This window comes from Micromonospora maris AB-18-032, assembly GCF_000204155.1.
GTDB classification, from domain to species: Bacteria; Actinomycetota; Actinomycetes; order Mycobacteriales; family Micromonosporaceae; genus Micromonospora; species Micromonospora gifhornensis.
Genome location: NC_015434.1, coordinates 3,906,676 through 3,919,371, shown reverse-complemented (window position 1 = coordinate 3,919,371; position 12,696 = coordinate 3,906,676). Strand labels below are relative to the sequence as shown.

At 71.6% G+C, this 12,696-nt stretch carries 8 protein-coding genes; 3 read left to right on the top strand and 5 right to left on the bottom strand.

Annotated elements, in window-relative coordinates; translation table 11 throughout:
* Window positions 1–115: 115 nt before the first annotated feature.
* Together VAB18032_RS17340 and VAB18032_RS17335 are read left to right on the top strand one after the other, a co-directional pair.
* Window positions 116–2,407: a non-ribosomal peptide synthetase gene (locus tag VAB18032_RS17340; protein ID WP_013734177.1), complete on the top strand. Its 2,292-nt coding sequence runs from the start codon at window positions 116–118 to the stop codon at window positions 2,405–2,407.
* Window positions 2,408–2,410: 3 nt separating this feature from the next.
* Entirely contained in the window at window positions 2,411–3,436 is a 1,026-nt protein-coding gene (locus VAB18032_RS17335) for a phospho-2-dehydro-3-deoxyheptonate aldolase (protein WP_013734176.1), read from the top strand.
* 42 nt (window positions 3,437–3,478) lie between these two features.
* Here VAB18032_RS17335 and VAB18032_RS17330 read toward each other — a convergent pair whose 3' ends face one another.
* The 5 genes from VAB18032_RS17330 to VAB18032_RS17310 form a co-directional block, all read right to left on the bottom strand.
* On the bottom strand, window positions 3,479–5,266 hold the full coding sequence (locus VAB18032_RS17330) for a condensation domain-containing protein (RefSeq protein ID WP_013734175.1): 1,788 nt from the start codon (window positions 5,264–5,266) through the stop codon (window positions 3,479–3,481).
* Window positions 5,267–5,274: 8 nt separating this feature from the next.
* A complete protein-coding gene (locus VAB18032_RS17325; RefSeq protein ID WP_013734174.1) occupies window positions 5,275–6,600 on the bottom strand; it encodes a helix-turn-helix domain-containing protein in 1,326 nt (441 codons plus the stop codon).
* 241 nt (window positions 6,601–6,841) lie between these two features.
* Window positions 6,842–8,008 (bottom strand): winged helix DNA-binding domain-containing protein, encoded by a 1,167-nt coding sequence (locus tag VAB18032_RS17320; protein ID WP_043721103.1) that lies wholly within the window; start codon window positions 8,006–8,008, stop codon window positions 6,842–6,844.
* 104 nt (window positions 8,009–8,112) lie between these two features.
* Window positions 8,113–9,132, bottom strand: a complete 1,020-nt coding sequence (locus VAB18032_RS17315) for a winged helix-turn-helix domain-containing protein (protein ID WP_013734172.1) — start codon at window positions 9,130–9,132, stop codon at window positions 8,113–8,115.
* Window positions 9,129–9,746: a TOMM precursor leader peptide-binding protein gene (locus tag VAB18032_RS17310; protein WP_013734171.1), complete on the bottom strand. Its 618-nt coding sequence runs from the start codon at window positions 9,744–9,746 to the stop codon at window positions 9,129–9,131. The genes VAB18032_RS17315 and VAB18032_RS17310 overlap by 4 nt, the downstream gene beginning before the upstream one ends.
* A 123-nt stretch (window positions 9,747–9,869) precedes the next feature.
* Between VAB18032_RS17310 and VAB18032_RS17305 the strand changes: the two genes are divergently transcribed.
* Window positions 9,870–12,695, top strand: a complete 2,826-nt coding sequence (locus VAB18032_RS17305; RefSeq protein ID WP_013734170.1) for an AfsR/SARP family transcriptional regulator — start codon at window positions 9,870–9,872, stop codon at window positions 12,693–12,695.
* The last annotated feature ends 1 nt before the right edge of the window (window position 12,696 follow it).

The window sequence follows — 12,696 nt, the reverse complement described above, 5'->3', positions numbered from 1 at the left end:
CTACCGACAAGGCGCTGACTCTAGTTATGCTTGGCGATCCGAGGGTTGTCGTGACGTGCGCGAGGAGGCAGCTGTGACGGCATCTGCGCCGCAGTCCAGATTGACGATATCCGCAATGGACCGGGTATCGACAGAGCTCACCGCGCCGACGACAGCGCGAGACGCCGTCGCGCCGCACTGGTCGACCTACGCCGCCGCCCTGCTCGTGCTGCTGCGTCACTGCGGCCCACACGCACCACGCCGGGTCGCCCTGCGTGTCGAAGGGGCATCGGCGACGGTGTCCGTACCGTCCGATCCGACGACGATGGCGCAACTCGTCGACACCATCGCCGGTACCCCCCTGAGCAGCGGCGAGGTCTCGGCGCCGGCGGCGTTCCACTGGCGCCATCCGCACCCCGACACCGACGCCCAACTCGTCCTCACCGGCGACGAGACGGGGATCTCCTGGCGACTCGCCCAGGGCTGGTCCGCCCCGATGCTCGCCACCGAACTGGACCGCAACCTCGCCGCCCTGCTGGCCCAGGTGGCCGACGCCCCGCACCGGCCGATCGGGACGCTCGCCGTACCGGACCGGACGGCCCAGGACTGGTTGGCGCGCCACGGACGGCCCGCCGACACCGCGCTCGTCGGCGGACTCGTACCCGACCTGGTGGCCCACCAGGCGCAGCAGCACCCCAGGCGTCTCGCCTTCGGATCCGGTCCCGCGAGCCTCACCTACGGCGAGCTCGACTCCCGGGCCAATCAGTTGGCCCGGGTGCTGCGGGAACTCGGCGCCCAACGGGACGGTTGCGTGGGGCTGATGATGGATCGTGGCAGCGAGATGCTCGTCTCCTTCCTCGCCATCCTCAGAAGTGGTGCGGCGGCGATCCTGCTTGACCCGGCCCATCCGGCGCAGCGGATCGCCGAGGTGCTCGACGTGGCCCGCCCACGCGCGGTGCTCACCCTGGCGCGCCTCGGTGCCGTCCTGCCGCCCGGCGCGGGCACCGTGGTGGCCGTCGACACCGAGTGGCCGCGCATCCACCGGCTCCCCACCGACGATCCGGGCATCGCCGTACATCCCGAGGACGTCGCCTACGTGGTGCACACGTCCGGCTCGACAGGTACGCCCAAACGGGTCGCGGTCCTGCACCGGTCGGTGGCCCACTCGGTCGCCACCCATCAGGAGGGTCACCGCATCACCGCGCAGGACCGGGCCGCCTGGCTGGCACCACCCGGTTCCTCGGTGTCGGTCGGCGAACTGTGGCCCTACCTCTGCGCCGGGGCCAGTGTGCACACCGCACCACCGGAGATCGTCGGCGCCGCGCCCCTGCTGCGCGACTGGCTGGTGGCCGAGAAGATCACCAAGGCGTACGTCAGCATGCCCCTCGCCGAGCAGCTCTACCAACTGCCCTGGCCCGCGCAGACGGCCCTGCAACTGTTGACCGTCGGCAGCGACAAGGTGCGGCGGTGGGCGGCACCGGATCTGCCCTTCGAGGTCGCCGTCGCCTGTGGCTCGTCCGAGGCCAACGGCATCAGCAGTTGTCTGGTGCCGTGGGAGGACCGCCTCACCAGTGCGACCGCCACCAGCAGCGACCGGGCCGCGCCACCGCCGATCGGCAGGCCGTGGCCGGGCGTACGGGTCGAACTCCTCGACACCGCGATGCGCCGCCTGTTGCCCGGCGCGGTCGGCGAGATGTACCTCGGCGGGCCCGAACTCGCCCGGGGATACCTCGGCGACCCGGCGCAGACCGCGGACCGGTTCCGACCGGACCCGTACGGGCCACCCGGTGCCCGCCTCTACCGCACCGGCGACCTCGCCTGCTTCGACGAACGGGGACGGTTGCACCACCGGGGTCGCGTCGACCGGGAAGTCAAGATCCGGGGCTTTCGGGTCGACCCCGCGGAGGTGGAGCGGGCGCTGCTCGCCCAGCCCGGTGTGCAGGACGCGGTCGTGGTGGCCCTCGCCGACGAGGACGGCGAGAGCCAGCTCTGCGCCTATCTGGTGGCCCCGGAGGCCGACCCGCACCGGGTCCGGGCCGCGCTCGTCGACCTGCTGCCCGGGCATGCCGTGCCGGCCTCGTTCACCCTGTTGGACCGGCTGCCGGTGACCGCCAACGGCAAGGTGGACCGCAACGCGCTGCCCGCACCCGACTGGACCACCCTCCGCAAGCCCTACCGGGCACCCCGCGACGAGGTGGAGCGTGACCTGGCGCAGCTCTGGGCGGATCTGCTGCCGGTGGCGCAGATCGGCCTGGACGATCACTTCTTCCACCTGGGCGGCGACTCGATGTCGGCCAACCGGCTCGCCGCACGCCTGAGTCGCCGGCTGCGGGTACGGATCACCGTGCGCGCGGTGCTGGAGCACCCCACCCTGGTCGAGCTCGCGGAGTTCGTCAGGTCCCAGGTGCGTATCGCCACGCGGAGCTGACCCGTGCTCGTCGAGCTCGCCCCGCACAGCAGCGACGCCGAGCTGGCCTCGTTGGCCACCCGGATCGCACGACACGAGGACGTCACCGCCTGGCCGCTGCGCCTGGCCGGCAGGTGCTTTCTCGTCGTCGCGGGAGACGAACGGTTGGTGCACCGGGTGTCCTCCGCCGCGATCCGCGCCTGGCACAGCACCGCCGAGCGGGGCTACTGGCTGGTGGATCGGGCGAACGCGGTGCTGCCGCGACGGGTGCCGCTCGGGAGCGGCCACGTCGGCGGCGGTGACCTGTGGTGCGGGGCCGGACCGTGCGCGCTGGAGTCGGTGTCGGACACGGTGCGGACCGCCACGATGGTGCGCCGCGCCGGGGCCGACGCGGTGCGGGCCAGCCTGTTCAAGGTCAGGAGTGGTCCCTACCATTTCCCCGGCAAGGGACGCGGTGGCCTGTCGGCGTTGGCCGAGGTCCGCGCGGGGGGCGGGCTGCCGGTCATCACCGAGGTGGCCGACCCGCGGGACGTCGGAGCGGTCGCGCAGGTCGCCGACTGCCTACAGGTCGATCCGCGCAACATGACCAACCGGGCGCTGCTGGCCGAGCTCGGCGGCAGTGGTCGGCCGGTGCTGCTGATGCGGGGCGTACGCGCCACCGTCGCGGAGTGGCTCAAGGCCGCGGAGTACGTCGTCAGCCACGGCAACCCGCACGTCATCATGTGCGCCCGGGGCGTCGTGTCGTTCGACCGGTCGCTGGCGTACCAACTGGACTACGGCGCTGTCGCGGCGGTACGGCGACACACCGACCTGCCCGTCATCTTCGACCCGAGCCACAGCACCGGCAGCGCCGCGGCGGTCGCACCGGCCGCGTTGGCGGCCGCCGTCTTCGGCGTGGACGGGCTGCTCATCGAGACGCATCCCGCGCCGGAGCGGATGTACCGGCCCGGCGACGCGGCACAGATGTATCCGGTGGATCGACTCGCCGCGCTGCTGGCCGCCTGCCGGCAGGTCCGGGACCTCGCCGCGGGCCTCGACGCCTTCGCGTGAGGCCCGCGGCCTGAGCATGCTGCCCGCAGCCGGCGGTGCCGATCAGGGCTGCCCGTCGAGCAGCTGCTCCCGTTCGTCCGGCGACAACTGTGCCGCCCGCTCCAGCAGCAGGCGCTCGACGTACTCGGCCTGGGCGGCCACCGTCTGATACTCGAACAGCTCGGCGACCCCGACGTGGGCGCGGAACGTGTCACTCAACCGGAACGAGAGCTGCGCGACGGTGAGCGAGTGCCCGCCCAGGTCGAACAGGGCGTCGTGGGCGCCGGGGGAGACGCCGAGCAGCGACTGCCAGGCGGCGGCGATGGTCTCCTGGAGATAGCCCTGCGGCTCGACCCGGTCCGCGGTGCCGGCCCACGCGAGGACCTCGACGGTGGACCGGTCGTCCTGGCTCGGGTCCGGCGGCACGTCGCCGAGTCCCGGGATGTCGCGTACCCGGCGGTCGGGGTCGCTGGTGACCGCGTCGACGAGCGCCCAGAACTGGTGCGCCCACTCGGTGATCCGGGTCGCGTCGATGATCGCGTCGTCGAAGTCCCACCGGGCGGTCAGTTCCACGTCGCGGACCACCTTCACCATCAGGTCGTACTGTGCCCGGCCGCCGGTCAGCACGATCTCCTCGCAGCTCGCTCCGAGGTAACTGCCGCTCATGCCGGGCTGTCCCTCGACGGAGAAGACGGTCTGCACCAGTGGGGTGGAGCCCATCTCCCGTGGCGGGCGCAGCTGCGTGACCAGCTGTTCGAACGGCAGGTCCTGGTGCGCGTACGCGGACATCGCCGAGGCGTGTTCGGTGGCGATGAGGTCACGCAGCGACGCGTCGGCGTCAGCCGTGCCGCGCAGCACCACCATGTTCAGGAAGTAGCCGACCATGTTCTCGGTCTCCGCCAGTGGCCGGGCGCTGACCGGCGTACCGACCAACGTGTCGCGCTGCGCGGTGAGGCGCCACAGGAGCAGCCGGAACGCGGTCAGCAGCACGACGAAGGGTGTCGTGGCGTGCTGGCGGGCCGCGGTAGCCACCCGGTCGGCCAGCCCGGTGGGGGCGGTGAAGTCCAGGTAGGCGCCGCCGCGTCGGGCCGAGCGGGGATTGTCCAGCGGCAGGAGCAGCCGACCGGACGTCTGGGCCAGCCGATCCGTCCAGTACCGGGTCAGCGCGGTCAGCCGCTCACCGGCCAGGAAGCCGCGCTGCCACTGGGCGAAGTCGCCGTACTGGACCCGCAGCGGTGCGAGCGCGGCGGGCCGGCCTTCGCGTCGGGCCTGGTAGAGCGTCTCCAGATCGACCAGGAGTACGCCCTGGGAGACCCCGTCGGTCACCATGTGGTGGGAGGCGAGCACCAGGACGTGGTCGTCGGGTGCGAGGCGGTACAGCCGCAGCCGCGCCAGCGAACCCTGTTCCAGATCGAACGGCACCGCGAGGTCGCTTGTGGCGGCCGCGGTCGCTGCGGCGATTCCCTGCCCGGTCAGGTCGGTGACGCTCACGTCCACCGGGGCGGATCCGGATACGAGCATCGGGATCTCGCCCTGACGGATCAGTCGGCTGCGGAGCGGCTCGTGCCGTGCGACGAGGTCTTCGAACGCGGTGTGCAGCGCGGCGAGATCGAGGGGGCCGTGGAGCCGGAACGCGACGTGGTCGACGAGACTTCCCGGTTCCCCGGTCATCAGGTCGGTCAGCCAGACCTGTTCCTGTCCGCTGGACAGACGTACCGGCGCGCTCGGATCGACGCGCGGCCGCAACGTGCCGGCCTCGGTGTCGCGTCCCAGCAGCCGAAGCGCCGCCTCCCGCCGGTTCGCCGGCAGGCTCGCCAGCCGTTCTAGCAGATCAGTCGTCTCGTCGGCCATCGCGTCTCCTATGGTTGGTCGTCGGCCAGCACCGTGTCGCGTTCCCGGGTCAGTTCGTCGATCTGTCGCCACACCTGGGCGGCGAGTTGGTACGAGCCGCCCTTCTCGCACAGTTCGACCGCGGAGCGCAGCATCGCTATCGCCTTGTCGAGCTCGCGGGTCTGGTGCAGCGCGTTGGCGTGGCTGAGGTAGCTGTAGATCAGATCCAGCCCGGCCAGCGGGGTGTCCGGGCCGGTCAGCGGCTCGTACAGGCGCAGCGCCTCCTGGGGGTTGCCGGTGCTGAGCTCGTAGCGGGCCCGCAGTGCGGAGACGATGGCCTGCTCCTGGGCGAGGCCGAGCATCCGCGACGTGGTCTCCGCGTCCCGGATCCACTGCCGTGCGCTGTCCAGGTCGTCGCCGATGTCGAGCAGCACCGACGCCGCCGACCGGCAGAACCGCAGCCAGTCGATGAGCGACATGCTGGGAAAGGCCAGCGCGTCCCGGGCCAGCCCGAAGTGCTCCCGCGCCTCCTCGGGGCGGCCCAACTGCGCGTACGCCATGCTTGCCACCCAGTGGGCCCGCCCGACGAAGCCCGGCCAGTCCAGCTTGCCCGCGACCTCCAGCATCTCGGTGATCAGCGGTTCCACCTGGTCCAGCTCACCGGCCTCGCAGAGCACCGAGATCAGCACGCCCAGCAGCCGTACGTGCACGCTCGTGCCGCCGATCCCGGGCTGACGCAGGTGGGTCAGTGCGCCGTACGCCGTACGCCGGGCCTCGCGCAGTTGCCCGAGGTCGCGGAGCACGGACGCGAGGTGGGTCTTGACGACCAACAGCAGTTCCGGGGCGGACTGGACGAGGGGAACCTCGGCCAGCTCCTCCAGCAGCCGGAGCCGGGCCTGGTGCTCGCTGAGCATCCGCAGGGTGTCCTGGAGTTCCAGGCTGACGTCGACCACGCGCTCGGGCAGTCCGTCGGACCTCGCGCTGGCCAGCGCGTTCTCCAGGAACCGGCGGGCCTGGGCGTGGTCACCGACCTCGCTCGCGCTGCGCGCCAGGACCTGTTCGAAGACGATCGGGCGACGGCTGGCTTCGCTCGGCAGCAGGGGAGCCACGTCGACGTCGAGCAGTTCCTCCAGGCTGCAGTCGAGCATGCGGCCCAGGTACACCACCACGTCCAGGGTCGGGACCCGGCTGCCCGCTTCCAGCAGGGAGATGTAGCTCGGGGTGACGAAGTCACCGGCGAGTTCGCGCTGCGACATGCGCAGCGCCGTGCGCCGCGCCTTCAATCGCTGACCGAACTCCGGCTGGGTCACGGCGATCTCGCCCTGCGGAAGCCAACCCAGTTGCCCTTTCGCCATCTTCCCACGACTCCTGTTATTGTCTCTGATATGACTCTAGTTGAATAGCGCCGCAGAGCCTACCCCATCAACACGGTCGTGTTTAAGCACCCGGGGTACGAAAAGTCCGTGTCTCTGGCCGAGAGCGCACGTTGGAAGTCGGATCAAGCCACTGCCGGAATGGCCAGCACATGCCCCTCTGCCTGCTCGTTCACGCCCGGCAGCGGCACTGACTGAAGTTAGCCACCCGGGTTTGCGAGAGCTAGGCGTGTCCGCCGACGGTGACGGGGCCAATTCGCACCGAGACTTTCGCCCCGAAGAACGCGGCCAGCCGATCCGCCTCTTCATCGAGGGCGCGGCGCTGCGCGGCGGACAACTCGTCAAGCGGTTCCACCGTCACGTCGATCCGGCGTCCGGATTTGCGTTGATGCCATACGCCGGCGACCCGCCCGTCGACGAGAAGCACGGGGAACGTGCCCGCCTGACCGTTGGCGAGGGCGCGCTGGGCCGCTCGACCGGCGAACAGCCGGTCCCGGGGATGGCACCCGATGACGTACGCGTCGAAGTAGGGCAGCAGACGTAGCCCGGACGGCGGCTCCTGGTCGAACACGCGGTCGTCCGCGATCACCCAGGCCCGCTCACCTTCCAGATCGACCGGCTCCAACCGGTCCGCCGCCATCTCGAACATGTCGGTTGCGAATGGACGCGGAATCGACAACCACTGCGCCACGTGTGCGGGCGTCGCGGGTCCGTACGCCCAGAGATAGTGCACGAGCAGGTCGGTCAGCGCGACGTCACTCGCGGCCGGCGTGAAGCCCGGCAGCAGCCGCGCCGGACTCGTATAGGTCACCTTCCGGCCGCGTAACGGACCGAAACACATCACACCTCGGTTGGTCACCTGATGTTCGATCTGCCGCCACCGCGGCCATCGATCACCGAACGCCTCCATCACCCGGTCGGCCGACCAGTCCCCGACCCGTGCGGCGATGGCCACGGTCAGCTCGTCAACCGTCAGATCGGCGTCCCGCAGCGCATCGTCGATCGCCTCGATCACTGCTTCGACCTGGAGCTTCGTCATCCGTACCGCAGCGGGCTGGTGGTCCTGACCGGTGGGGAGCGCGCCCAGCGCACCCGCCCACATCGGCAGGTCGTCGGCGGCGAGCAGATGCACCGTGCCACGTGGCCCACGGGTCTTCACCAGACGGTGATCCCGCCAGAGCGCATCCTGCACCGACTGCCGGGACACCTCGTCGAGCCGCGCGCCGAGCGACCACTCGGCGGCCGACATCACCTGCGCGTGTACGCCGCACTGCGCCCTCGCGACCCGGGCGACAGCCGCCTCACCGCCGTTGCGGGGCCCGGTCAGACCGGCGCGCTCCAGACGTCGCGCGTTGGCCTGATCCCATGTGCACCGAGCCGCGACCGTCATGCAGGAGAGTGTGCCGCAGCCGGCCCTGATGTGCAGCCGCGCCGGCGCCCTGAACCGGACCGTCGGTCATCCCGTTACCGACGGTCCGGTCCAGGACGCCGGGGTCACCCGCCGACGTGCGGCACCGGGTCGCCGGGCAGGTGGACCGCCGGCGATGGCACCGGGGCGGGCGGGGACGGCAGATGCCGCAGCGGCCCGGAGGAGGCCGGGCTCGCCTGCGCGTACCGGCCGTCGGGGGTGCCGTTCGGGCCGCAGTCGGGGCAGTCGCGGCGCCGGGGGAGAGGCCGGACGGTGGCGGTCGGCACCCCGTCGGGACAGGAGATCTCCAGGCAGGTGTCCGCAGTGGTGGGATCCACGCCGCGGATCAGGGTGTCGGCGACCTTTCCGGCCGTCAGTGCCGCGATCACGTCGACGATCGTCGCGGTCGGGCCGGCCGGGTCCGGGCGGGTCAGCGGCAGCTGGCACCCGCAGGAGCCGGGCCGCAGCAGCGGCCCCACCCACCCGCCGCTCGCGTCGACCCGCGCGCCGAGCCACCACTGACCCGCCCGCAGGGTCGTGGCCAGGGCGGTGGGTGGGCCGTCGGCGAGCACCTCCACCACCACGACCGAGTTCCGTCCGTCGACGGTGACCGGCGGCAGCCCGACCAGCAGGTCAGGGTCGTACGGCCACATGGCGACCCCGCTGCGGTCCAGCTCGGCGGTGATCGTCGCGGCCAGCCACCCGCGCCCTGCCACCAGTGCCCGGCCGTGGCGCAGGTTGGCCAGCATCTGGGCAGTGTCGGTCGGGTGATCGAGTCGGCCGGCGGTACGGGACAGGAAGTCGGCCGCCGGTGTCGGCGGATCGGTTCCCGACCAGACTGCGTCGTCCGCGGTGACGGCGTGCGCGAGCCCGTGTCGTACGAGCAGGGCTATCCGGTCGGTGACCTCCGACATCGGTACGCCCAGCAACCGCGCGATCTGCGATACACAGTGATTGCCGTCGAGCAGTTCGCAGAGCTGCGGCAGGACATCCGTCGCGCCGGGTCCGGCCACGACGGCACGTGCCGGCCCGCCCTCCAGGACGTACGAGTCGCCGAAGGCGAAGCGGACCAGCCCGGTGCTGAGGCGGTACACCGGCCCGGTCACGCCACAACCCCCGTTCTGTCGGGCTGGCCCGCTCGGTCTCCGGACCCGTCGGGTAGCTGCTGCGCCACCGCCGCGCGCTTCCCCCGGGGACAACCGTCCACCGGCACGAATGCGTCGGTGCGTACGGTGCCGTCGAGCAGGTCGTAGCGGAGAATGCGCTGGCTGGCCGGACCCTGCTGCCTGATCAGCATCGTGGCGAGGGACGCCGCGACGCTGACGTGATGCTCCAGGTAGCCGAGCGGGCCCGACCACCTGTCCTGGTCGTACAGGTCCCACAGCGCCCTGGTGACGTGCGGCTGCTCATCAGTGGCGAGCACCTGCCCCAGCAGACAGTCGTAGCAGCCGGGCAGTTGCCCGCCGAGAACGGGGCCCACACGAATCTGCGGATGTGTCAGGATGACTGGCAGCCACCACGGCACCGCCTCGTTGGCGTCGATGCTCCGGGCGATGGCGCGGGCCTCCCGCCAGGACGCCAGGACGATCGGTCGCAGGGGAGAGGTCGCCGCCGGGACGCTCTCCGTCACCTGCGTTCCGGCGATTCTGGACACCAGGCGGCCGGCCACCGCGCGACCGAAGTCGCCGACAGCAACGACGGTGATCGGGGGCTGCTGCATGGCGGACCTCCAGGACAGCCACAGCTGAAAAGATGATCGCTTCGGTGGCCGATGGTACGGTGGCCGGCGTACAACCTGCGCACAATCGAGGTACATCTGGTCAGCCTCAGGCTGAGGTGAACGATGCCGATCCACTTCGACCTGCTCGGCCCGTTGTCGCTGGTCCGGGACGGCCGGCCGGTCGATCTCGGCTCGGTGAAGCAACGGCTGGTGCTGGCCTGTCTGCTGTTCCGGCCCAATGAGGCGGTCTCCAAGGAGCGACTGGTCACCGCCCTCTGGGACGACCAGCCACCGGCGTCCGCCAACGCCAACATCCGCACCTACGTCCGCGGGCTGCGGCAAGCCCTCCACGACGAGGCCGACGACCAGCCGCGGATCGTGACCACCCACGGTGGATACCTGCTGCGGGTCGAGCCGGACGAACGCGACCTCGATCGCTTCGACGCCGCGACCGCGCGGGGACGGGAAGCCCTGACCAGCGGTGACGCCGAGCGGGCCGAGGCCGAGCTGGTCGCAGCACTGGGCCTGTGGCGCGGCCGGGCGCTGGCCGAGCTGCCGCTTCCCCCGCAGCTGTCCCGCTGGGTCGAGCAGTTGATGGAACGGCGGCTGCTGGCCGAGGAGGACCACGCCGAGGCGAAGCTCGCCCTCGGTGCGCCGGCCGAGGTGATCCCCCGGCTGCGCGCCCTGCTCGACCGGCACCCGTTACGGCAGCGTGCCTGGGTGCACCTCATGTCGGCGCTCTACGCCAGCGGCGACGTGGCCGGCGCGTTGGCGGCCTTCCGGCAGGTCCGACGGGTGCTGGCCGAGGAGACCGGGATGGATCCCGGGCCCGAGCTGACCCGCCTGCACGACGACATTCTGCACCACCGGCGGCACCCGGACGGTTCGTCGGCGACAGTCGAACGGGTGGCTGTGAGCTCGGTCCGGGTGCGCCCGGAGCAGCTACCGCTCGTCCCACCCGGGTTCGTCGGTCGGGAGCTGCACCTGAGTCGCCTCGACGCGGCGGTCGGCGACCGGGCCAGTGGGCCGACCACTGTGGTCATCTCCGCTGTCTGCGGCATGGCCGGCATCGGCAAGACCGCGCTGGCGCTGCACTGGGCGCACCGGGTGGCCGACCGCTTTCCCGACGGACAACTCCACGTCAATCTCCGCGGGTACGACGACGGGGAGCGGGTCGCGCCCGCCGACGCGCTGCTCGGCTTCCTCGAGGCGCTCGGCGTACCACTGGCCCGCATACCGAGCAGTCTGGATGCTCGGATCGGTCTGTACCGTAGCCTGCTCGCCTCCCGCGAGATGCTCATCGTGCTCGACAACGCCCGCGACGCCGAGCAGGTACGGCCCCTGCTGCCCGGCGCGGGCCGGTGCGTCGTCGTGGTGACCAGTCGGGACCAGCTGCACAGCCTGGTCGCCGCGGAGGGCGCCCGCCTGCTGGCCCTCGACCTGCTGACCGCCACGGAGTCGAGGAACCTGCTGCGTAGCCGGATCGGTGGCGACCGGCTCGACGACGAACCGGACGCGGTGGCCGACATGATCGAGGCATCCGGGCGCCTGCCGCTCGCCCTGTCGATCGTGGCGGCGCGGGTGGCGACCCGGCCCACCTTTCCGCTGGAGGCGATCGCCGCGGAACTGCGCCCACCCGAGGCACGGTTGGAAGTTCTGGCGGACGGCGACGTACGTCGGGTGTTCTCCTGGTCGTACCGGGCCCTGAGCCCTGTCGCGGCCCGCCTGTTCCGCCTGATCGGGCTGCATCCGGGACCGGAACTGACAAGTGCCGCCGCCGCCGCGCTGCTGGGCTGTTCCGCCGCCGCGGTCGGCCCGGTGCTCAAGGAACTGACCCGACTGCACCTGTTGACCGAGCACCGGCCGGACCGGTACGCCTGCCACGACCTGCTGCGCTCGTACGCCGCCGAGTTGACGCAGGGCGCTGAGCAGGGCGCCGAGCGGCACGACGCCCGGCACCGGCTGTACGACCACTACCTGCACAGCGCCTATCCGGCGGCCCGGCTGGTCCAGCCGCAGTGGACACCCATCACCCCCGTGCCGGCACTGGGTGACGTCATCCACGTGCCGATGGCAGACCAGGATGCCGCCCTGGCCTGGTTCTCGACGGAACGCCGGGTGCTCCTGCGGGTGATCCGGCAGGCCGCCACCACCGGGTTCGAGGCGTACGCCTGGCAGCTCGCCTGGGCGTTGACCACCTTTCTCGCGCCCCGTGGGCTCTGGCACGACCAGTTCGCCGCCCAGCAGGTCGCGCTCCAGGCGGCGGAGTGCCTTGGCGACCTCAATGCGCAGGCCACGGCCAGCCGACTGCTGGGCCGGGCCGCCGCGCGACTCGGCCAGCACGACACCGCCGGTGACCGCCTGGAATGGGCGATCAAGCTGTACGAGCAGCTCGACGACGAGGATGGTCTGGCGCAGACCCTGCACAACTACACCGAGCACTGTTTCGTGCTCGGCCGCGTGGACGAGGCGCTGACCCACGGCCACGAGGCCCTGCGCCTGTACCGGCGGACCGGCAACCGGGCCGGCGAAGGGCGGGCCCTCAACGCGGTCGGGTACATGCACGCCGTTCGCGGCGACTACCGGCAGGCGATCGTCGACTGTACGGCGGCGCTGACCCAGCAGCGCCTGATCGACGACCACAACGGCCAGGCGGCGACGCTGGACAGCCTCGGGTTCGCCTACCACGCACTCGGCGATCATGCCCGCGCGGTGTCCTGCTACGAGCGGTCCGTCGAACTCTTCCGCGCCTCCGCCGACCGGTATCACCAGGCGGAGACGCTCGTTCGTCTCGGCGAGACCCACGCCGCGATGGGCAACGCCGAGGCAGCCGCGCAAGCCTGGCGGCTGGCCTCTGCCATCTACGACGACCTGGGTGATCCCACTGTCGATGACGCGCGCCGCCGACTCGCGGGGCTCGGCCAGGCCGTTGGCGGCCCACCGTGCTGAC

What these genes read in the sequence shown, in the direction of transcription:
- VAB18032_RS17320 (WP_043721103.1), bottom strand. Translation starts at nt 8,008, where the DNA reads ATGACGGTCGCGGCTCGGTGCACATGGGATCAGGCCAACGCGCGACGT.
- VAB18032_RS17340 (WP_013734177.1), top strand. Translation starts at nt 116, where the DNA reads ATGGACCGGGTATCGACAGAGCTCACCGCGCCGACGACAGCGCGAGAC.
- VAB18032_RS17325 (WP_013734174.1), bottom strand. Translation starts at nt 6,600, where the DNA reads ATGGCGAAAGGGCAACTGGGTTGGCTTCCGCAGGGCGAGATCGCCGTG.
- VAB18032_RS17310 (WP_013734171.1), bottom strand. Translation starts at nt 9,746, where the DNA reads ATGCAGCAGCCCCCGATCACCGTCGTTGCTGTCGGCGACTTCGGTCGC.
- VAB18032_RS17330 (WP_013734175.1), bottom strand. Translation starts at nt 5,266, where the DNA reads ATGGCCGACGAGACGACTGATCTGCTAGAACGGCTGGCGAGCCTGCCG.
- VAB18032_RS17305 (WP_013734170.1), top strand. Translation starts at nt 9,870, where the DNA reads ATGCCGATCCACTTCGACCTGCTCGGCCCGTTGTCGCTGGTCCGGGAC.